Annotated in this window: 17 protein-coding genes; 10 read left to right on the top strand and 7 right to left on the bottom strand. The window is 60.0% G+C overall.

The genetic code is table 11. The features are described 5' to 3' along the window. Positions 1-14: 14 nt before the first annotated feature. Positions 15-938, bottom strand: coding sequence for a nuclease (locus RBB76_RS18850; RefSeq protein ID WP_429629234.1), 924 nt, complete (start codon positions 936-938; stop codon positions 15-17). Positions 939-1,067: 129 nt separating this feature from the next. Then, positions 1,068-2,372, bottom strand: a complete 1,305-nt coding sequence (gene pncB / locus RBB76_RS18845; protein WP_429629233.1) for a nicotinate phosphoribosyltransferase — start codon at positions 2,370-2,372, stop codon at positions 1,068-1,070. Between the two features lie 193 nt (positions 2,373-2,565). On the opposite strand from pncB, the gene RBB76_RS18840 reads away from it, so the two are divergent. Together RBB76_RS18840 and RBB76_RS18835 are read left to right on the top strand one after the other, a co-directional pair. Further along, on the top strand, positions 2,566-3,528 hold the full coding sequence (locus RBB76_RS18840) for an alpha/beta fold hydrolase (protein ID WP_429629232.1): 963 nt from the start codon (positions 2,566-2,568) through the stop codon (positions 3,526-3,528). 68 nt (positions 3,529-3,596) lie between these two features. Further along, entirely contained in the window at positions 3,597-4,862 is a 1,266-nt protein-coding gene (locus RBB76_RS18835; RefSeq protein ID WP_429629231.1) for a PP2C family protein-serine/threonine phosphatase, read from the top strand. Positions 4,863-4,959: 97 nt separating this feature from the next. On the opposite strand, the gene RBB76_RS18830 is transcribed toward RBB76_RS18835, so the two are convergent. Continuing rightward, positions 4,960-5,874, bottom strand: coding sequence for a hypothetical protein (locus RBB76_RS18830; RefSeq protein WP_429629230.1), 915 nt, complete (start codon positions 5,872-5,874; stop codon positions 4,960-4,962). A gap of 198 nt (positions 5,875-6,072) precedes the next feature. Then, on the bottom strand, positions 6,073-6,801 hold the full coding sequence (locus RBB76_RS18825; protein WP_429629229.1) for a M15 family metallopeptidase: 729 nt from the start codon (positions 6,799-6,801) through the stop codon (positions 6,073-6,075). A 190-nt stretch (positions 6,802-6,991) separates the two neighbouring features. Between RBB76_RS18825 and RBB76_RS18820 the strand changes: the two genes are divergently transcribed. The 4 genes from RBB76_RS18820 to RBB76_RS18805 all read left to right on the top strand — a co-directional run bounded on the left by RBB76_RS18820 (position 6,992) and on the right by RBB76_RS18805 (position 11,002). Then, complete coding sequence (locus RBB76_RS18820; protein WP_429629228.1) at positions 6,992-8,059, top strand: 1,9-bis(guanidino)-5-aza-nonane synthase; 1,068 nt, start codon at positions 6,992-6,994, stop codon at positions 8,057-8,059. Positions 8,060-8,366: 307 nt separating this feature from the next. Next, positions 8,367-10,070 carry an ATP-binding response regulator gene (locus RBB76_RS18815; RefSeq protein ID WP_429629227.1) on the top strand — a complete coding sequence of 568 codons (1,704 nt, stop codon included), beginning with the start codon at positions 8,367-8,369 and terminating at the stop codon, positions 10,068-10,070. 72 nt (positions 10,071-10,142) lie between these two features. Then, positions 10,143-10,517 carry a response regulator gene (locus RBB76_RS18810; RefSeq protein ID WP_429629226.1) on the top strand — a complete coding sequence of 125 codons (375 nt, stop codon included), beginning with the start codon at positions 10,143-10,145 and terminating at the stop codon, positions 10,515-10,517. A 152-nt stretch (positions 10,518-10,669) separates the two neighbouring features. Further along, positions 10,670-11,002: an Hpt domain-containing protein gene (locus RBB76_RS18805; protein ID WP_429629225.1), complete on the top strand. Its 333-nt coding sequence runs from the start codon at positions 10,670-10,672 to the stop codon at positions 11,000-11,002. A gap of 113 nt (positions 11,003-11,115) precedes the next feature. On the opposite strand, the gene RBB76_RS18800 is transcribed toward RBB76_RS18805, so the two are convergent. Then, complete coding sequence (locus tag RBB76_RS18800) at positions 11,116-14,457, bottom strand: DNRLRE domain-containing protein (RefSeq protein WP_429629224.1); 3,342 nt, start codon at positions 14,455-14,457, stop codon at positions 11,116-11,118. A 329-nt stretch (positions 14,458-14,786) separates the two neighbouring features. On the opposite strand from RBB76_RS18800, the gene pgm reads away from it, so the two are divergent. Then, positions 14,787-16,442, top strand: coding sequence for a phosphoglucomutase (alpha-D-glucose-1,6-bisphosphate-dependent) (pgm, locus tag RBB76_RS18795; RefSeq protein WP_429629223.1), 1,656 nt, complete (start codon positions 14,787-14,789; stop codon positions 16,440-16,442). 24 nt (positions 16,443-16,466) lie between these two features. On the opposite strand, the gene RBB76_RS18790 is transcribed toward pgm, so the two are convergent. Further along, positions 16,467-17,408, bottom strand: a complete 942-nt coding sequence (locus RBB76_RS18790; RefSeq protein ID WP_429629222.1) for a helix-turn-helix domain-containing protein — start codon at positions 17,406-17,408, stop codon at positions 16,467-16,469. Positions 17,409-17,536: 128 nt separating this feature from the next. On the opposite strand from RBB76_RS18790, the gene RBB76_RS18785 reads away from it, so the two are divergent. Next, positions 17,537-18,082 carry an ester cyclase gene (locus tag RBB76_RS18785; RefSeq protein ID WP_429629221.1) on the top strand — a complete coding sequence of 182 codons (546 nt, stop codon included), beginning with the start codon at positions 17,537-17,539 and terminating at the stop codon, positions 18,080-18,082. A gap of 107 nt (positions 18,083-18,189) precedes the next feature. Here RBB76_RS18785 and RBB76_RS18780 read toward each other — a convergent pair whose 3' ends face one another. Continuing rightward, the gene (locus RBB76_RS18780; RefSeq protein WP_429629220.1) at positions 18,190-19,128 is read right to left on the bottom strand and encodes an MBL fold metallo-hydrolase; all 939 of its coding nucleotides are present in this window, start codon (positions 19,126-19,128) and stop codon (positions 18,190-18,192) included. Positions 19,129-19,341: 213 nt separating this feature from the next. On the opposite strand from RBB76_RS18780, the gene RBB76_RS18775 reads away from it, so the two are divergent. Both RBB76_RS18775 and RBB76_RS18770 read left to right on the top strand, forming a co-directional pair. Then, positions 19,342-19,722: an HPF/RaiA family ribosome-associated protein gene (locus tag RBB76_RS18775; RefSeq protein WP_429629219.1), complete on the top strand. Its 381-nt coding sequence runs from the start codon at positions 19,342-19,344 to the stop codon at positions 19,720-19,722. A 348-nt stretch (positions 19,723-20,070) separates the two neighbouring features. Further along, positions 20,071-21,324, top strand: coding sequence for an alginate lyase family protein (locus RBB76_RS18770; RefSeq protein WP_429629218.1), 1,254 nt, complete (start codon positions 20,071-20,073; stop codon positions 21,322-21,324). Positions 21,325-21,377 lie beyond the last annotated feature (53 nt).

Here is a 21,377-nt window from a genome sequence, read left to right as displayed (position 1 = left end):
ACCCCCTGATACCGCTAGTCCGACCACTTCGAAGGCGGCAACTGCTCCGCGCTCTTCACCCAAGCCGAATAGATCATGTCTCGCAGCTCGGTCGCCCCCGCTGCCAGCCTCTCGTCTGCAAACGCCTTCCCGTCGGGCGTTCCCGCACCGTTGAACGCCCCAGACTTCTCCAACTGATATGTCTTCTCCACCAGTGAGTTAGTGTGTCGCAGATAAGCCATATAGTCTGTAAACACATCCCCCATCACCACTGGCTTCTCCGCGATCAATGGCGCCACTTCGCTAGCCTTCATGTTCGCCGAGACAAAAGTCGATTCGAACTGAGCATGAATCTTATGCTCCGTCGTATATCCATTCGGATTCGGCCCCGTCCATCCGTTGTATTGAATCGTCGTATGCAGCGGTTGCGAACCATCTGCAACATAATGTCCCAGCCATCCCGCCAGAAACACAATCTCGCACTCTGAAGGTTTCGTATCCTTGTGAGCGTCCTTCAAGGCCCGATAGTCGCGCATCGCACTCTTCAAACGCTCCCATACCTCGACGGTTACATATGGCTGAAGCCCAACCTTCTCCGGCGTCAACGCCAAATCTGGATGCGACTTCTGCGCAAACGCCAGCGCCCGAACATAGTCATACCGCTTCCGCGGCAACTCGCCAACAAGATCCGCCCACTCCAGATCAATAAAGTGCTCCGGAAACCCCGCTGCATTCAGCTCCGGCTCCATCGGTGACTTCCACCGGTCCGGCTCCGGCCCATAATATTCAAGCGCGTCCAGTGCCTGCTTCGATCGCAAAAACTCCGGCACATCGCTCGGCAGCGCTGCACCTGCCAAACGATTGATCATCATGTGCCCATCCCTGCCCCAAGCCAATCCCTGCTGAACCAGCATCACCGGCAGCAAAACCACTGCTGCCGCAACCCGCATCCCACTCATCCAACTCGTCATGCAAAAAAGTATACGTAACCTATTACTCAAGAAAATAAACAGGCAAGCAACGCGAGCAAAGTTCACAAGTCACGAAGTGACCGCCTCGCGCGCAGCGAGCCTGGCCGGCAGGCCACATCAAACCAGAACCAGCGCCCCCTCTACAGCCACACTCCCAAACACCCGCCGATACCGCGCAATCTCCTCCACCGGCCCAGTCGACTTCCGCGCGTTATCCGACAGCTTCACTGCCGCCCTTCCCTCCACCGTCATCAGCTTGCACACCAGGCTAATCGGCTCAAGCGCCGTCTCTCCCCTCGGATGACACCCGCGAAAATCATTCGTCAGCAGCGTCCCCCATCCAGCGCTAAACCGTATCCGGCCATGGAAGTACTCATGCAGTCGCAAAATATCGTCCACATCCAAACCATCCGAAGCAATCAAGCGCTTCTTCTTCGCATCTCGCCCCCGCGCCATCAACCACGCGACATACTCATCCCCGGCAACGAAAGGATCTTTACTATCGCATCGCTGCCCAGTCCAATCCGCCACCCAATCCGGGGCGCCTTCTAAAAACTGTGTCGTCCCAAAAGTATCCGGAAGCATAATCAAAAGCTCCCCACCGTAGCTCCTCTGCCAAAGCTCCAGCACGCGATACTGCGACGCATGCAGCGCCTCATCCCCATCCGCCAACGCCGCCATCGCCATCGGCAGCTCATGCGCATTGGTCCCCATCGCTTCCAAGTCATGCTTGTAAGCAAGAAACGTATTCGACGTACCCGACAGGCTCGCACCCAGCGCCACCCGCATCACCTGCACCACATACTCCTGCCACAAAAAACTATGTCGCCGCCGCGTTCCAAACTCCGAGATCCTCACCTCCGGCACCTCACGCAGCCGTTCGATCTTCTCCCAAAGCTTCGTCTTCGCTCGCGCATACAAAACATCCAATTCCAGCTCGCTCAAGGTGCTCAACGCCGCCCGCGTCTTCATCTCGCTCACCAGCGCCAGCCCGTAGACCTCCCACATCGTCACCTCGGTCCACAGCCCTTCAAACCGTATGACGAGCTGTCCGTCGTGCTCTGTCACCGTGTACTCTGACAGTCGAAAGTCCCTCTCCAGCCACTCCAGAAACGCAGGCTCAAAGATCGACCGCGTCCCATAAAACGTATTGCCCGCCAGCCAGATAATCTCCGACCTTCTAAACCTCAGCCCCCGCACATGCTCCATCTGGTCCACCAGCATCGCCATCGGAATCTCCTCCGACAGCCTCACCGACACCGTCCTATTTGTAACCTCCGACGTAACATGCACCTCGGGAAAGTTCTTCCAGATAAACTGCAGCATCAGAAGCTTGTAAAAGTCCGTATCCAGCAGCGACCGCACAATCGGGTCCAGCTTCCAGTTATGGTTATGTGCCCGTTCCGCAAAGTTCACGTTCACGTAAAAGCCCTCACCATAAGCCTACAACTCGCCGGCCTCTTCAAAGGCAGATAAAACCGGAAGATAAAAATCACCCCGTAATCTCATCCCTCTAGCACAATGACAACTGTCACCCGCCAACAGTGACTCGAAACACTGGCATCCACGCCCCGACCGCGGCACACTCAAGTCAAGAAACGATTAGGAGCCAATCATGTCCTCTCCCACTCAAACCGCCTCCTGCACCGCCCTCCGCCTCCTCGCGCTTCTCTTCCTTCTCGCCGCCCTCCTCTTGCTGCGCCAACCGCTCTTCGGCCAACCCCCTACCACAAAGCCCGCCACCCAAACCATCACCACCGCACCGACGCGGTTCTCCGTCGTCATCGAAGGCGCACCCCGCGGCACCGCCCCCGACGTCCTCCTCCTCCCCGGACTCGCCAGTTCCCGCGACGTCTACGCCGCCGAAGCCAAACTCCTCACCACACACTACCGCCTCCACCTCGTCCAACTAGCAGGCTTCGCAGGCGAACCCGAAGGCCCCAACGCCACCGGCCCCATCCTCTCCCCCGTAGTCGAGCAGCTCCACCAATACATCACCGACAACCACCTTCAGCCCATCCCCGTCATCGGCCACTCCATGGGAGGCCTCCTCGCCCTCATGCTCGCCCAGGCCCACCCCGAAGACGTCAGCAAGCTCCTCATCATCGACACCCTTCCCTACTACGGCCTCGTCTTCAACCCCGCCGCTACGGTCGACACCGTCCGTCCCCAGGCCCTCGCCATGCACGACCAGTTCATCGCCATGCCCAACGACCAATTCGCCGCCGCCCAACCCCTGTACACCAACCGCCTCGTCAAAGATCCCGAAGGCCAACGCCAGGTCTCTGCCTCCTCCCTCGCCTCCGACCGCACCGTCTTCGCCAACGCCATGCTCGAAGACCTCAGCACCGACCTTCGTCCCCAACTCGCCACCATCAAAACCCCAATGACCCTCCTCTACCCCTATGAATCAGCGCAAGGTCCCGTCGAGCAGGTCACCGCCCTCTACACCTCCGCCTACGCCACCAAGCCCAATCTCCAACTCATCCGCATCGACGACTCCCGCCACTTCATCATGTACGACCAGCCCGCCGCCTTCGACAAAGCCGTCCAGACCTTCCTCCAGTCCAAACCCTGATTCCTCAAAGCGGTCGACCAATTGGGTCTGAGACAATTCCTGTACATCGAATTACCGAGGAAGATCCGTTGAAACCCAGCACCGCCAGCCTCGTGACTACTCCGTCCCTGCTCTCCGAAACGGGACCCCGCGACTGCCCCGAGTGCATCTACCTGCGCGTCTTCAAATCCACAATCTACGTCCGCGATCACGACCTCAGCCTCAAGTTCTACGTCGACCAGCTCGGCTTCAGCGTCGTCGCCGACGCTCGCTTCGACTTCGACGGCCGCTGGGTCGCCATCGCTCCCCCCGACGGCTCCACAGTCCTGGCTCTCATCGCCCCCAAGCGTGGCTCTGAAAACTACAAGCTCATCGGGCGCAACACGCAGGTAGGCTTCCTCTCCGAAGACATCAACGCCACCTACGAGCAGTGGCGCAACCGCGGCGTTCGCTTCCACCACCCGCCCCAACAGACCCTCTTCGGAGGCACCGTCGCCGGCTTCTACGACATCGACGGAAACTCCTTCGAACTTCTAGGCTCCGACCAGATCACTCGCGAGATTGAACGCCAGCGCCGCCAGGCAGCCGAACGCATCGAGGCCGAGCGCCGCAGCGCGCAGGAGCTCGAAATCGCCAAGCAGGTCCAGGCGCGACTCTTCCCCCAGACCCTCCCGCCGCTCAAAACCCTCGACTACGCCGGCATCTGTATCCAGGCCCGCCACGTCGGCGGCGACTACTACGACTTCCTCGCCCTCGGCAACCAGCGTCTCGGCTTCGTCATAGGAGACATCGCCGGCAAAGGCATCGCCGCCGCCCTGCTCATGGCAAACCTGCAAGCGAACCTCCGCAGTCAGTTCGCCCTGGCCCGCGACGAACCCCAGCTCTTCCTACAATCCGTCAACCGACTCTTCTTTCAGAACACCACCGACAGCGCCTACGCCACCGTCTTCTTCGCCGACTACGACGACACCACGCGGCGTCTTCGCTACGCCAACTGCGGCCACCTCTGTGCCATCCTTCTCCGCCACAACGGAAAGGTCGATCGCCTCCACCCCACCGCCACCGTCCTCGGTCTCTTCGAGGAGTGGCACTCCCCCACCGTAGACTGCCAGCTCTCTCCGGGCGACATCTTCGCCCTCTACACCGACGGCGTCACCGAAGCCTTCAACGAGTCGGAAGAGGAGTTCGGCGAAGACCGCCTCATCGCCGAGCTCCAGCGCCACTCTCATCTCCCACCAGCGGAGATCCTCTCCTCCACCATCAGCGAGATCCAGCGCTTCAGCCCCCATGAGCAGCACGACGACATCACCCTCATCGTCGCAAAATGCACTTCTGATAATTCTCGAGCAGCCTAAGCCTGTCGTTACAAGTGCGTTTTTCGTTGCTTGCTTCTGTCCCTTCACGCCGCCACACGAAATCCTCACACCCTCAGCATTCCTTCATGATTGCGAATCAGATATGGTCCTTGCCAATTACTCCATTCCACGCCTTGAGAAAATAGGGAATGATCTCGTTGATTTGTTGCTGAGCGGTCATTTTGTAGTTATTGGCAAAGGCAAGGGTGAAGCTCCAGAGAAAGGTCTTACTGCCTGGATCGAGGACTTGGACCGTCATGTAATTCAGGGGAGGAACCCGCGTGTTGGCTACAACATCCAGCAAGAGCATGACATCGGCCTCGTTCGCGGAGCCAACCACCGTATACTTTCCCAGCTTGAGCAGAGCCTGTGAAACGGCAGTGCCCGCGCCCGATACAGCTGAATTCGCGGGCGACGGCACCAGCTGAATGAAAAGCTTTGTAGGATTCCTTAACTGCGCCGGTAGTAGCGCAGGTTTGTTCAATGGATGAGAAGCACTCTTTGTAGGCTCAATGGGAGCCAGCACGCTTTTTACGCCTCTGGTATAGACGTTTCCCATCACGCTGGGGTCCTCGTCCGCTTGGTTATCCCAAATCAGCTTTTGGGTCCCTGGATCGAGCACGCCGAGATCCAACGTCACGGTAGCCTCGTTGGTCACATTTCCCGTGGGGTGTCCTTTCGAGGGAAACGGTGACCCACTGTAGCCGTCGATGCTCTCCTCCGCGCTGACCCGAAAGACAAGATAGGCATGCGCCGGAGAATCGACCAGCTGAATCCCTTGCCAGCCTGCCAGTGCCTGGTACATCGCGCGATAAGCAGATCCTGTCGAGTTCCTGAGATTGTCGTCCTCACCAGCATTTGAAACGAAGATCGTATGAGCACCGCGAATGCGAGCGAGCACGCCGGGCGAGACGACCAGCTTCTTCTTACTGCCGCCATGCACTTTTAACGAAGCGGTGAAAACTAGAAGCGGAAGCAACTTTCGCGCAATTTGCATACCCGAAGCTAACATCGCAGATCGGATCTAATCGCAAGACTTTTCGAAGGATCTCCGCCCGAGATCGTGAAGAGAAGTCGATGGAGCAAACTATTTCGTCGAGAAGATCTCCGGCATCTTGCTCCGCTACGAACTTCCCTCCGACCATCCTTTCATTGGCGATCCGTCGCTGGTTCGGCAGTCCAGCCTGAACAAGGATCCGCAGCGAGATCTCTAGTCGCCGAGATCTTCAAACTTCACATTCAGGATCGGATAATGTTTCCAATCCTTATAGTCGAAGTGCCACCACTCCGTTGGGTTCACCGCAAACCCCTGCTTCACCATCGCCGCGCGTAAAACGGCGCGATGAGCGCGTTCCTCAGCCGTACCACCGGCGTAGTTCGCATAGGAGCGACCAGTCATCTCGTCATATCCACTAGGCATCGTCACCTCTTTGCCCGTTGCCAGATCGTACAAAGTCAGATCCACGGCACATCCGCGATTATGTTTAGAGCCCATAGCTGGATCGGCGACAAACATCTTCTTGTCCCGGGGTGTCGCGTCCCAGAAGATCTTCGTGACATACCACGGCCGATAGCCGTCGAAGAGAATCAGGCCATATCCGCGGGACTTGAGGTCGAGCGCGGCTCGGAGCAGCGCTTCGGCAGCCGGTCTCTGAAGAAAGGTCCGCGCCTCGGTATACACCGGAGTACCAAGAAAATTGTCTGCCGTTGCGTACCGCACGTCGAGCTTGATCGTGGGATCGAGTTTGACCAACTCCACCAGATCGGGTGCGCGAAAGCTTCCCTTCTCCTTTGGCGGCTGTGCCATAAGCGCCTTTTCGCGCAGCTCCTGCACTGGATGCAGCGGTGCGAGACGGAAGCTCGCCTCTTGCGCGAAGCCGACTTGCAGCAGCAGAAGCAAACCACAAATGCAGACCAGGCTGTTTCGGAGAAATCTCATCGCAGCTAATCATCATTCATCCTCGCGCTGAAGCGAAGCAGAAATAAGCAGTTAGCGCAGTCCAACCCGAAGTTTCGCGATGAAATGCACCGTACGCAGTGAGCCCACCCGCCTGGCTTCGTCACCCATTGTTAAATTCACATAAAACCCGCGCCAATCCAGACCAAAACATTGATATCCTTGTAGAGCTATGCCGACAAAAAAAGAACTCCTCGCCCGCCCGATCCAGCATCTCGACATCAAGCAACATAACGTCGTGCCCCTGGTTGAGGCGATGGGCCACATGGCCTACTCCGCGCGTGACACTAACCGCGCCGCCACCATCTACGACATGATGCTCCGCGACACCGACTGCGGCGTCATCCTCTGTCTCGCCGGCTCACTCATCTCCGCCGGCCTCCAGAAGATCTTCGTCGACCTCATCCGCAACAACATGGTCGACGCCGTCGTCTCCACCGGCGCCAACATCGTCGATCAGGACTTCTTCGAAGCCCTCGGCTTCAACCACTACGTCGCTGGCGACGAGTACAAGTACGGCGCAGGCGATGCTGAGCTCCGCGAACTCATGATCGACCGCATCTACGACACCTTCATCGACGAAGAAGAGCTGCGCCAGTGCGACGAGATCACCCACCAGATCACTAACTCCCTCGATCCCAAGCCGCACAGCTCCCGCGAGTTCATCCGCGAGATGGGCGCCTACCTCTCAAAGAACGGCAAGACTCCGCAAGCCGGCGGCCGCGACTCGATCGTCCTCGCCGCCTACGAGAAGAACGTCCCCATCTTCTGCCCCGCCTTCTCCGACTGCTCCGCCGGCTTCGGCCTCGTCGCCCACCAGCACGAGCGCCAGGGCAAGCCCATGGTCTCCATCGACTCCGCCAAGGATTTCTACGAGATCACCCAGCTCAAGATCGCCAACCCCACCACCGGCCTCCTCATGATCGGCGGCGGCGTCCCTAAGAACTTCGCCCAGGACATCGTAGTAGCCGCCGACATCCTCGGCGTCGAAGCCTCGATGCACAAGTACGCCATCCAGATCACCGTAGCCGACGCCCGTGACGGCGCCCTCTCCGGCTCGACCCTCAAAGAGGCCTCCAGCTGGGGCAAAGTCGACCTCACCTACGAGCAGATGGTCTTCTCCGAAGCCACCCTCGCTCTCCCCCTGATTACCGGTTATGCCTTCCACAAGAACGCCCAGGCCGCCCGAAAAGGCAAGAAATGGGCCAGCATCCTCGACCAGGTCCCTGTAACCGCCTAAACCCGGAAAAACCCAATGAAAGCCGCCTTTTCTCTGGAAAACGCGGCCTTTTTTTGCGCCTAAGTGCTTTCCCTCCAATGTTGTCATCTCTGATAACCCACGGAGGTGTTATTCCCACTGCAACTAATTTTCTGTCATCCTCAGCCTGAAATCAGAATATTTCCGTAACGGATCGGGGTTCCTGAACGTTTCGACCGAGCCCTCATCCAAAGTGCGCTCTGAGACGTACGTGATATAAGTTTTCCAACGGTCACCAAAAATTGTTACCCATAAGTTGATCTGCAGTTACTATAGGTTACCGGAAAAAATGCACATCCTTCCTCTACTTGGCTATCTCTCGCTCCTCACAACCTCCGCAGTTTTGCTCGTCGCTTTCCTGCGTGCTCAACGTAATTGCCGTGAAATGTCGGAGCAACTCAACCAGGCTCGCGAGCAGCAGCATCAACACACTCTCCAGCTCACGCACCGCTCCGAACTCGACACCCTCAAAGACGAGTTCATCTCCACCGTCTCGCACGAGCTCCGCACTCCCCTCACCAGCATCCGCGGCGCACTCGGCCTTCTCTCTTCCGGCATCATCGGCGACGTAGACGCCAAGGCACTCAACCTCCTCCGCATCGCCGTCACCAACACCGACCGCCTCATCCGTCTCATCAATGACATCCTCGACCTCGAGCGCATGGAGTCCGGCCGCGCTCCCCTGCAGATTCGCCGCTGCTCTCTGCGCGATCTCGCCCAGCAAGCCATCGACACTATGACTCCCATGGCCGACGCGAACACCGTTCATCTCGCACTCGAGCCCTCCACCGTCGCCCAGGCCGCCTACCCCGAAGCTCTCTTCTTCGACGGCGACGCCGACCGCATCCTCCAGGTCCTCACCAATCTCCTCTCGAACGCGATCAAGTTCTCCCCCGCCGCCTCCACGGTCCGCATCCACACCGAAGCCGCCTCCGACTCCATCCTTCTCAAAGTCGTCGACGAAGGCCGCGGCATCCCCTCCGACAAGCTCGACACCATCTTCGACCGCTTCCAGCAGATCGAACCCTCCGACGCCCGCCAGAAGGGCGGCACCGGTCTCGGCCTCGCCATCTGCCGCAGCATCGTTCAGCAGCACAGCGGCTCCATCTGGGCTCAACGCAACCTCGGCCCCGGCACCACGCTCTACATGATGCTTCCCCGCACCAGCCGCGCGTCCGATGTCACCGTCCCGTCCCAGCTTCCCCCACGCGGCGAAGGAGCCATTCTGGTCTGCGACGACGACGCCGGCATCCGCACTGTCGTAGCCGAACACCTCACCCGCCAGGGCTACACCGTAGTCGAAGCCAGCTCCGGGGAACAGGCCCTCATCCTCGCCGCCGAGCATCAGGTCGAAGCCATCCTCCTCGACCTCTACATGCCCGGCCTCAGTGGTTGGGAGACTCTCCAGCGCCTCCGCAACAACCCCGTCACAGCCAACATTCCTGTAGTCGTTCTCAGCGTGCTCTCCTCTACCCTCCGCCCACAACTCACCGGCGACGCCCAGGGCTGGGTGCAGAAACCCTTCAACGAAAATCTGCTCTTCGCCGAACTTGGCCGAGTTCTCCACCAGGGCGAAGGCCCCGCTTACGTCCTCCTCGTCGAAGACGATGAAGACCTTGCCAGTGTCCTCGCCGCCAGCTTTCACGACGCCGCCGTCCACATCGATCACGCCGCCACCCGCCAGCAGGCCATCCGCCAGTGCATCACCCGGCCCCCCGACCTTCTCATCCTCGATCTAACCCTCCCCGACGGCGACGGCTTCTCGCTCGTCGAGTGGCTCCGCCAGCAACCCACCCTGCGCACCATGCCGTTGGTCGTCTACTCTGGCCGCGAAATCTCCGAGACCGAGATGGCCAAGCTCCGCCTGGGCCCCACCGAATTCCTCACCAAAGCCAAGGTCCAGCCGCAGGAAGTCGAAGAGCTAGTCCTCTCCATGGTCCATCGACTCCGCACCAAGTTCTCTGACCTAGCCGCTGCCGGCCCGGCCGCGTAGACGCAGATTACGCAATCAGGAAGCCAGCAAGACAACTCCCCTAACTCACGTTGCGTGAGAGAATGACCTCTCATGCGACGCATTCTCATCATTGACGACGAAGATGACATTCGCGAAGTAGCCGCACTGTCCCTGGAAGCAACTGCAGGCTGGCAGATCCTCACCGCCAGCTCCGGCGCCGAAGGCATCGACGTCGCCTCCGCCGAACAACCCGACGCCATCCTCATGGACGTGATGATGCCCGGTGTCGACGGCCCCACCACCTTCGCCAAAATGCAGCAGACTCCCGCCATCGCTCACATCCCCGTCCTTTTGCTCACCGCAAAGGTTCAGGGCGTCGATCAGCGGCGCTTCGCAGGTCTCGGCCTGGCGGGAATCCTCTTCAAGCCCTTCGATCCCCTCACCCTCGCCGAGCAGATCGCCACTGCCCTCGGCTGGAAAGACTAGGCTAAGACCGCAGCTCAGTTAGCAATCCCATTACCTCTGGGCGACCAAACGACATTCGCACTCCCCAACCGCACGATCCGCAGTAAACTACCCGCATACTTTCCAGGCGGTCGACTTCGCCACCCAGGCCTCTCGATCCGAGCCCATCCACGATGAAGAAATCCGAGATCCTAAAAAACGACCAGATCGACAACGTCCTCGCCACCCTTTGGAAGAAAAATCTCCCAACCCTGCGTGAACGTCTCGACCTGCTCGATCACACCGCTTCTCTGGCTGCCTCCGGCGCACTCCCCGAAGAGCCACGTCTCGAGGCCTACAGCATCGCGCACAAGCTCACCGGCTCTCTCGGCATGTTCGGCTACCATCAAGGCACCGACATCGCCCGTAAGATCGAGCAAATCCTCAAAGCGCCCACGCCAACACAACTCACCACTCTCACCGCGCTCACAAAAGAACTCCGCACGTCGATCTCCGCCGGCCTCTGAAATCTGCACGCCGACCAACGGGAGGCCCGCACCAATCACCCAGAAAAAAAGGTACACAAGTCACGAAGTGACCGCCCCACGCGTAGTGGGCCCGGCCGGCAGGCCAACCCACCTCAATTACAAGCCAACGCCATCCACATCGACGAAGCCGTCCCGCTAGCCCCCGTCACCGTAAAGTCCACAAAGTTTCCCGCCGCCACCGCCACATTCCCGTTCTCCGTACAAGCTCCTCCAGGAGCCACCGTACAAACCAGCGACGTATTCGCCATATTCCCCGGCGTCCCCTGCCGCAGAATCACATTCACCGTATTCGTCTGCCGCGAAAACACACTCAGCTGCGTAGCCGTGCATCCCGCCGGAACCCAGGTCAGAACCGAATCGCTCTCCGTAGTCGCATCCACCGGACTGTTTACGGAGTGAAACAGCAGATTGAACGATACCGAGTGAAAAATCGACGCAAACGGTATCCCACTCGTCCCTCCACCACCCCCACCGCCTCCCGTTCCGTTCGCCCCCGCCGCGCCCTGCGGAATCGTGAAGTTCAGCACCGCCGCGCTCCCCGTTCCAACGTTCGTCACGCTGGCCTGAGTCCCGGCCGCACCTGTCGTCACCGACCCAACGCTGACTGAAGCCGCCGCACCAGCAGGCCCCGTAGCACCTGTGCTGCCGTTCTGCGCCAGCACCGCCCAAGACGCAGGCGTTATATCCGGCTCCGAACCGATCGACCCTGTCGTCGCCAGATAAGTCGATCCGTTAAAACTCACGACGTCATTCGTGTGATAAGTAACCGCAGCTCCCCAAGCCCCACGAAACGTCACTCCCACTGCACCCGCCGGTCCAGCCGGACCCGCAACCCCCTGAGCCCCCTGCACTCCCGGCGTCCCCTGCGCTCCAGTCGCACCCGTCGCTCCGGCAGCCCCAGCCGCACCTTGCGCCGCAAGCACCCCCCACACCGACGGGCTTACATTCGGAGCGTTTCCCTGATTGCTCGCCACTAGCGAGATGTAACTCGATCCCAAAAAGCTCACTGCATCGTTCAATCCATAGTTCGTGCTCGAAGAGTAGCTTCCCCGATAAGCCAACCCTGCCGGCCCTGCCACTCCAGCCGGTCCGGCAACCCCTTGTGGCCCGGCAGGCCCCGTAGCCCCAGTCAAACCCGTCGCTCCCGCCGCGCCCGTAGCTCCCGTCGGCCCGGCAGGACCCTGTGCGCCCGGAAACCCAGTCGGCCCCTGCAAGCCGGTAGCCCCCGTCGCACCCACCGGTCCCTGCGCTCCAGCCTGCGCTAACACGCCCCAGAAAGTCGGACTAACATCCGGCTCTCTCCCACTATTCGCTACCAGAGCAATATAGCTCGACCCGCCAAAACTCACCGCACTTCCAACCGAATAGCTCGTCCCCACCAGCCATCCGCCCAAAAAGCTCACCGGAGGCCCCTGCGGCCCCATTGCTCCAGCGGGTCCCGCGGCTCCCGTCGCACCAACCGGCCCGGCAGATCCTGCAGCACCTGCCGGGCCAGCAACTCCCTGCGCAGCCAACACCGCCCACTGCCCCGGGCTCAGCGAAGGCGTATTCCCAACATTCCCTGCAACTAGCGAAACATAAGTCGAACCATTGAAGCTCACCGCATCATGCAGCCCATAGTTCGTCGAAGAAACATAGTTCCCCGTGTAGTTCGCCACCGGAGGCCCCTGCGGCCCAGTCGCTCCCGTCGCCCCCTGCGGACCCGCCGCACCCGCAGCCCCCGCCGGCCCCTGCAAACCCTGTGGACCAGCCGGTCCAGCCGGCCCTTGAGCACCCTGCGCCCCAGTCGCAAACAAAGACCACTGTGCTGGATTCAAGCTAGGAGTGTTCCCAATGTTATTCGCCACCAACGACACATACGCCGAACCATTGAACAGCACCCCGTCCGCCAACGCGTAGCTCACCGCCGACGAATAAGCCCCCCGAAACGTCATCCCCACCGGCCCGGCAGGTCCCTGCGGACCCATCGGCCCGCTCAACCCCTGCGCCCCGGTCGCTCCGGTCAACCCCTGCGCCCCCGCCTGCCCCGGAATCCCCTGCAATCCCTGAGGTCCCGGCGGCCCATTCGGCCCCACCGACCCCGGCAATCCCTGCGGCCCCGCAACCCCCTGCGGCCCCTGCGCTCCTGTGGCTCCCGCAGGTCCCTGTGCCGTCAGCACACCCCACTGCCCCGGACTCGAGCTCGGCGTATTCCCATGATTCCCATTCAGCAGCGAAACGAAGCTCGCTCCCTGCGACAGCACCACATCTCCCAGCGCATAGTTCGTCGTCGAAGCGTAGTTCCCCTGGTACACCAACCCCGGCAGCCCCGGCGCACCCGCCGCTCCAGTAGCCCCCGTTGGCCCCGCTGCCCCCGTGGGTCCAGGTGGGCCAGTCAATCCCGGCGGCCCCTGCGCTCCAGTGGCACCCGCGGGCCCCTGAATCCCCACCGCCCCCAGCGCCAGCACACCCCACTCCCCCGGACTCAACCCCGGAGTATTCCCATGGTTCGCCACAATCAACGAAACATAGCTCGACCCCTGATACGTCACCACATCATTCAGCGCATAGTTCGTCGCCGAAGCGTAAGTCCCCTGATACGCCAACCCACCCGTACCACTCCCAGACCCCGTACCCGTACCACCCTGCGCCAGCACCGACCACTGCGCCGCCACACCCGGCGTATTCCCCCGATTTCCCCCCGTCAACGAAACAAAACTCGAACCCTGATACGTCACCACATCATTCAGCGCATACGTCGACCCCGCCGCATAAGCTCCTTGGAAGCTCAACCCAGGCGCCCCCGCAGGTCCAACCGGGCCCGTCGCGCCAGCAGGCCCCGCAGGTCCAGCCGGCCCTTGAGGCCCCGCAGGTCCCGTAGCCCCAGTCCCGCTTGTCGAAGCCAGCGCCACGTCCAGCACAGCCGCATGCCCCGTCAGGTCATTCTCTTTGCTATCGAACTGCAACACCGCCGCCCCCGCCGTCAGAGCCACCCCGTTATTGGTCGACGGAGAACTAATCCATCCCTGCACCAGCCCCGTCACATCCACGGCAACATAAGCCCCAGCCTGCCCCACCGACACCGTCTGCGCCGCACTCCCCAGCGCTGGCAGCGTCGCATAAGTCACGCTGTACTCCCCCCAACTCCCATTCACCGGCTGCACACTCACCGACCCCGCAGTATTCATCCGGTTGCAATACAGCCTCAGCGTCGCCCGCGACACCTGAGCCGCCGTAGTCCCCGCCGGCAGCGTCGACAGATCAAACTGCAGCAGCGACGTATACCCGCCGCCCACATTCAAATTCGAGATGGTTCCACTATTGACCGCCGTCCGCGCACTGTTCACATGAGCGTCCGCAACCAACGTCGCCTCCACCGCGAACGCCGGCAGAGCCGCGGCCCACACCCCCGCAAGCCCAACCCCATGCAGCAAAATCCGACGTACCAGGCCCATCCAACCCCTCATGGACAGGCCCCGCGCGCCCTCTGCGCAACAGAACCAGCCATTGTTCAACGATCAAAACTCAGCGGCGCACGTCAAAGGCAGCTAGAAGCAACCCAGCAGTGTTCCAAATCAAAACACACAACACGGATCATTCCCGTTTTAGGCTAACCACCTCAAAAACACAAGCACCTTCCCCTGCCACTTCAGTGTCATCCCGAATCCTCCCAGCCGCCCGCCTGGCATTCATTTCCCACACTACACGCATCCCATATAGTTGCTGAGACCAGCAAGCAAAGGTCATAAACAAATCCAGCCCGCCAGAGAGGTACATCAACGGCATGCGCAACCAGCAAACTCAGACCCCCAACCAGCCCGGCCAACTTCCTCTCCCAGCCAACCTGGTCAATCTCTCCCGCCTCATCACCGCCTACTACACCCTCCATCCCGACCCCGCCATCCCCGCGCAGCGTGTAGCCTTCGGCACCTCCGGCCACCGCGGCAGCGCCTTCAAAACCGCCTTCAACGAAGACCACATCGCCGCCATCACCCAGGCCATCGTCGACTACCGCCGCGACCAAAACACCACCGGCCCACTCTTCCTGGCGCAGGACACCCACGCCCTCTCCGAGCCCGCCTTCGCCACCGCCCTCGAAGTCCTCGCCGCCAACAACATCGACGTCATGGTCGACACCGACCTCGCCTACACCCCCACCCCCGTACTCTCCCACGCCATCCTCACCTACAACGCCCAGCACAAAGATCATCAATCCGACGGCATCGTCATCACCCCATCCCACAACCCACCCGAGGACGGCGGCTTCAAGTACAACCCACCCAACGGCGGCCCCGCCGACACCACCGCCACCAAGTGGATCGAGAACCGAGCCAACGAAATCATCGCCGCGGGCCTAACCGCCGTAAAAAAAATCCCCTACACCAAAGCCCTCAACGCATCGACCACCCACCGCCACGACTACATCACCTCCTACGTCGACGACCTCGCCAACGTCATCGACTTCGACTGCCTCAAAGGCACCACCCTCAAGCTAGCCGTCGACCCGCTCGGCGGAGCCGGCGTCCACTACTGGCCCCGCATCGCCGATAAGTATCATCTACCGTTACAAATCCTCAACCCCAACGTCGACGCCACCTTCCGCTTCATGACCTGTGACTGGGACGGCCGCATCCGCATGGACTGCTCCAGCCCCTACGCCATGGCCAGCATGATCGCGAACAAGGAAAAGTACGACGTAGCCTTCGCCGCCGACACTGACCACGACCGTCACGGCGTCGTCACCCGCACCACCGGCCTCCTCAACCCCAACCACTACCTCGCCGTCTGCATCCAGTACCTCTTCACCAGCCGCCACGACTGGTCCGACAAAGTCGGCATCGGCAAAACTCTCGTCTCCTCCTCCATCATCGACCGCGTCGCCAAAGGCCTCAAGCGCCCCATGCTCGAAGTCCCCGTCGGCTTCAAGTGGTTCGTCGACGGCCTCATCGACGGCACCCTCGGCTTCGTCGGCGAAGAGTCCGCCGGCTCCACCTTCCTCCGCCGCAACGGCCAGGTCTGGACCACCGACAAAGACGGCCTCATCCCCGGCCTCCTCGCCGCCGAGATGACCGCCCGCACCGGCAAAGACCCCGGCCAGCTCTACGCCGAAATCACCGCCAAATATGGCGACCCCGTCTACGAACGCATCGACGCCGCAGCCACCAAAGATCAAAAAGCAAAACTGGCCAAACTCTCCCCCGCGCAAGTCACAGCCAAGCAACTCGCAGGCGAGCCCATCACCGCCATCCTCACCGAAGCCCCCGGCAACCACGCTCCCATCGGCGGCCTCAAAGTCACCACCGAAAACGGCTGGTTCGCCGCCCGCCCCTCCGGCACCGAAGACGTCTACAAAATCTACGCCGAAAGTTTCAAAGGCAAAGACCACCTCAAACAAATCCAAACCGAAGCCCAATCGTTAGTCACCGCCGCGATCTCATAATTCGTCCACAAACAAAAGCGGATATCAAAGGGTCGAGTCCGCTCCAACCAGCGAACTGGCACGGAACGCAGACGGATCAATCTCGTACGCCTGCCGAAACGCATGCGAGAAACTGCTTCGGCTCGAAAAGCCGACACAGCGAGCAATCTGATCAATCGACCCATCTGACGTAGCCAGAAGCTCCCTCGCACGGCTAAGACGCGCCGACCTCAACAGGCAAATTGGCGTCTGGCCAAAGGCCCGTGTAAAGCGAGACGCAAAAGACGCGCGGCTCATCCCGGCAATCGATGCCAGCGTCTCCACAGTAAACGGCTCTGAGTAACGATGAAGAATTGCGTGCAGCGCCTTGGATAGCCCCTTATCAGCCAGTGCCGCTATCCAGGGCAGCGGAGGCGCGCCGCGTTCAATCTTCCGCCGCAGGAGCAAGATCAAACACTGCTTCAACAGCGCCTCCGTCAAAGGCCGCGTTCCGAATTGAGGCCGCGCAGACTCCGCCAGAAGAACAATGAACTGCTCCCTCAACCCATCCGGCCCATCAAAGTGCTCAATCATCGGTTCACTCAGCTGAGCAAAAAAACCCGGTATGCCGACGCCTTCGAAGCGAATCTCCCCACACACCGTGACGATTCCAGTCGCCCCCTCCCCTGCCCGAATCGTCGGAACGCTCTCCTTGAACAAAGGCACCCGGAGCCGTCGACGCGGCACGCTGTCGCTCTCCTCCTTCTCATTTGCCCCCAGGCTATAGATGACATTGGGGGGCAGCAGAACGAAGCTGTGCTGTCGTACCTCAACTGTCTTACCGTTTCGAATCCGTAAAGTACCCTTGCCAGTCAGGCAGTAGTGAACCCCCGCAGCAGGACGCGCTTCAAAAGTAAGTTGGTGCCCTCGTCGGATATCACACGAAGCAAACGCTCCCACTCCCACTTCGAGGTTCGCAAGAAGCCTCTCGATGACATCCAGCTTCATGCCTCTCCCCCTCCGCGAATCTTCGGACGAATCAGCACCAAATCAAGACCTATTCACACCAGCGAATTTTTATCATAAGCCGTACACAACTCACCCAAACAGAACTCAGTTCAAGGAGACAAACAACCATGAAGAAATTCGTAATAGCCCTGATGATCGGAACACTCCTCTCTTCGGGAGCCTGCTTCGCTCAAGCCGGTGCCGCTCAAGACGCGAGCACCGCTCCGAGACATACGCCACACCAATACAGCACCTACGAAAAGCTCGTTCTCAAAAACGTCTCTCAGTTCCACAAAAACTTCAACAACCGCGACTTCAACAAAAACGGCGATCTTGTGACAGAAAACCTCCGCGTCAACTCCAACGGAACTGAAGTCAATGGCCGCGCTGCCTTCGTGAGTCGAATCGGCAGGTTCGTTGGACCGTTTCCTGACGTAAAGATCACCGATCTAACCACCGTCGTCGACGGCAATACAGCCGCCATTCGCTTCATCATCACAGGTACTCAAAAAGGCGATCTCCCCACCCCCGAAGGCGTCATCGCCGCGACCAACAAAAGCATTCGCGTGGACGGTACAGAGTTCTTCACCTTCGACAAGGAAGGAAAACTAACGGACCTGGTAACAGTCGAAAATCTCAGCCAGCTCGTACACCAGCTCAAATCAACAAACTAAGTTTGCAGTAAAGCTGAGGGAACAGCGATCTCAGAGACTTTTCCTCGGAGATCGCGGTTCCGCTCTCTAACATCGCAAACCTGCCGTTACACCAACTTCACCCCCACTCAAACAAACTCCCACCCATAACTACTTCCCTTCCGCGTAATCCGTCCAGCGGAGCTATCGCTAAAGTGACTGCTGAAATAAGTAGCCCCGGTCTCAGCCGCACGATCCAGCAAGATCAATCGCGAGCCACGAGACTCCGTCGGAAACTCACAAAACATCGAAGCCACCTCCGGCTGATAGATCTCAACCGGATGATGCAGCACATCGCCGCCGAACAAAGCCTCTTCCCCCTTCGACCGAAGAACGATCGCAGCATGATCGATACTGTGTCCCGGCGTCGGAACAAACGAGATCCCGTCGAGCACTTCTCTTCCATCGACTTTGATCAGCTCATCCCGTCCAGCCTCGAGAATCGGCATCACGCTGTCGAGATAAGTTCCCCGCGTCGGAGTACGCACCGGCGTTCCCATATTCACCGCCGATCGCACCGCTTCCGCGCGACCGTCTTCATGGTGCAGCCCCGCGCCATATCTCTGTTCCACCGCCGAAAACATATACGTGGCATTCGGAAACGTAGGAACCCACACCCCATCCTCATCCAATCGCGTATTCCACCCAACATGATCCGCATGCAGATGCGTCAACAGCACATAGTCCACTGCCTCTGGTTCCACACCCTCATCCCCGAGCCGATCGAGAAACGGAGTATCAAGCTGATGAAAGATTGATGCGGAAGGACGATTCTTTCCATTGCCAATTCCGGTGTCAATCAAGATCGTATGTTCAGGCGTCTTCACCAGCCACGTATGCACGCTCAGAACAATATTCTCCAGTCCTGACGGCCCCGACCTCGGCGCAATTCCATCCGGACACTCCCTCAACGCCTCAGTGCGAAACCCGGGCAACAGAGTTGCAAGGCTGAAGCTCGCAAGCTCCACCTCCGGGATCTTCGTGACAGTCACATCTCCGATTCGATAGTGCCTCGCCTCGCTGGTCATGCGGTCGACCTCACTCGCTCTCCTTAAACGTCCTTCCCGCCGACTACAGAGATGCGAGGATCTTCAAGATCGTCAAGTCTAACGCTCGTTGCCACCAAAGTGCCACTGGAGTGAGTTCGCTCCACCGCTGACCATGCCTGTGCAAAAAAACCGGCCACTTAAAGCCAATCTGCTGCGTCTAATCGTGAATGTAAGTGAGAAGGAGTTTAACGAATGCAGATTCAGATCAGCAGCGATAAAAACATCTCCATGCATAGCAAACTCTCCAACCTGATCGATTCCGACCTCAAACGGATCCTCGATCGATTCAAAGATGAAATTACCCGCGTTGAGGTCCATCTCAGCGACGAAAACGGAGACAAATCAGGAGCGCAAGACAAACGCTGCCGCCTTGAAGTTCGTCCTAAACGCCATCAGTCGCTGGCCGTCACCAACGACTCCTCCGACATCCCCACCGCAGTCACCGGCGCCGGCGCCAAGATGGTCCGGCTCCTGGTCAGCACCTTCGGCCGCATCGAAGACAAAAACCGCTCTCTGACAACCAGAGCCAGTGGCGAGGGTCAAAATCTGGTCCTCAAACCCGAAGCCATCTAAAATCCTGTCAAGTCCCAAAACCGTAAATCCCCGCGCCAGACAAGAACATTCGCGTGGCGTATCAGTTCCCTTCCACCAGCTACAATAGAACCAGGAACACAAAAAGCCCCGGCTCAAGTCGGGGCTTTCTGGTGCCGCTAACTCATTGATTCAAAGTATTTTGCACACAACCCATTTATTTACAATATTTTGCAGACACATACCGTCCGCAAGCCATTGATAAAAATAAAGTTACGCGCAAGATACCCCCCGAGTGGGAGGGGGGACCCTACCGAAGAGGTCACGGACCTTCATGCTAACCTTCCGCCGAACAGGCTTTTGAAAATAGCTGAAGAGGGTCTAAACAAAATGGCTTTCACCCGTCGCATCTTCTGCACCCAGGCCGCCACCCTCCTCCTCACCCCTCGCCTCCTCCACGCCCAAACAAAAGCCCCAACCCAACCCACCGCCCGCCCCGACGTCGCCGCCATCGACCACGACCGCATCCTCGCCCAGGCCAACCGCTACCTCACCCAGCCGCCCGCCCCCCTCACCACCCTTCCCGCTCCTCGCAGCCCCGGCACCCCCCACGACTTCTACTCCGAAGCCGAAGATCACTTCCCCGACCCCGCCAACCCCAACGCCCCATGGGTCCAGCACGCCGACACCGCCCCCAACCCCGACGCCTTCGCCGCCCACCGCGACGCCCTGCTCAACCTCGGCCTCTACGTCCCCGCCCTAGCCGCCGCCTACCTCCTCACCAGCGACACCCGCTACGCCCAACACGCAGCCGCCCACCTCCGCGCCTGGTTCATCGACCCCGCCACCAGCATGACCCCCAGCATCCAATACGGCCAGACCATCCCCTCTGCAAAAAACGGACGCCCCGAAGGCGTCGTCGAGGCCGTCCACCTCGCCGAAGTAGTCCAATCCCTCCCCTTCCTCATCAACTCCGAAGCTCTCACGCCCGAAGAACTCACCACCCTAACGAAGTGGTTCACCGACTACTTCGACTGGCTCAACACCTCACGCCTCGCCGGCCTTGCCCGCGACACCAAGAGCCACCTCGGAACCTCTTGGCTCCTCCAGGCCGCAGCCATCGCCCACCTCACCGAGCCCAAAGACGACCGCCCCCTCACCACCCTCCGCCACCAGTACAAAACCTCCACCCTCCGCGCCCAGATCGTCGCCGACGGCACCTTCCCCCACGAACTCACCACCCCAAACCCCTACCGCAACACCCTCTTCAACTTGGACATGCTCGCCGCCATCTGCCTCCTCCTCTCCACCCGCTTCGAGAGTGTCTGGGACTACGAACTGCAAGACGGCCCCGGCATGCACACCGTCATCGCCCGCCTCTATCCATACTTCCTCAACCGCGGCACCTGGCCCTACCGAGCCGACGCCACCTACTTCAGCTCACTCCCCATCCGCCCACCCAGCCTCCTCTTCGCCGCCCGCGCCTACGACCGACCCGAGTACGCCACCCTCTGGAAGACCCTCCCCCCCGACCCACCCAACCAAGAACTCCAGCGCACCTTCCCCATCCGCCAGCCCCTCCTCTGGATCACCCGCCCAAAGCCCTGGCTCACGCCCAGCACCCCCACCCCTCCAAAAAACTAAGCCTCAACCGAAATCTCCCGACACCCAGCATCCGCATCCAACCAAAGAAGGAG

Source organism: Tunturiibacter psychrotolerans, from assembly GCF_051013365.1.
Lineage (GTDB): Bacteria > Acidobacteriota > Terriglobia > Terriglobales > Acidobacteriaceae > Edaphobacter > Edaphobacter psychrotolerans_A.
The sequence above is the reverse complement of the archived record's forward strand: the minus strand, read 5'-3'. Positions and strand labels throughout refer to the sequence as shown.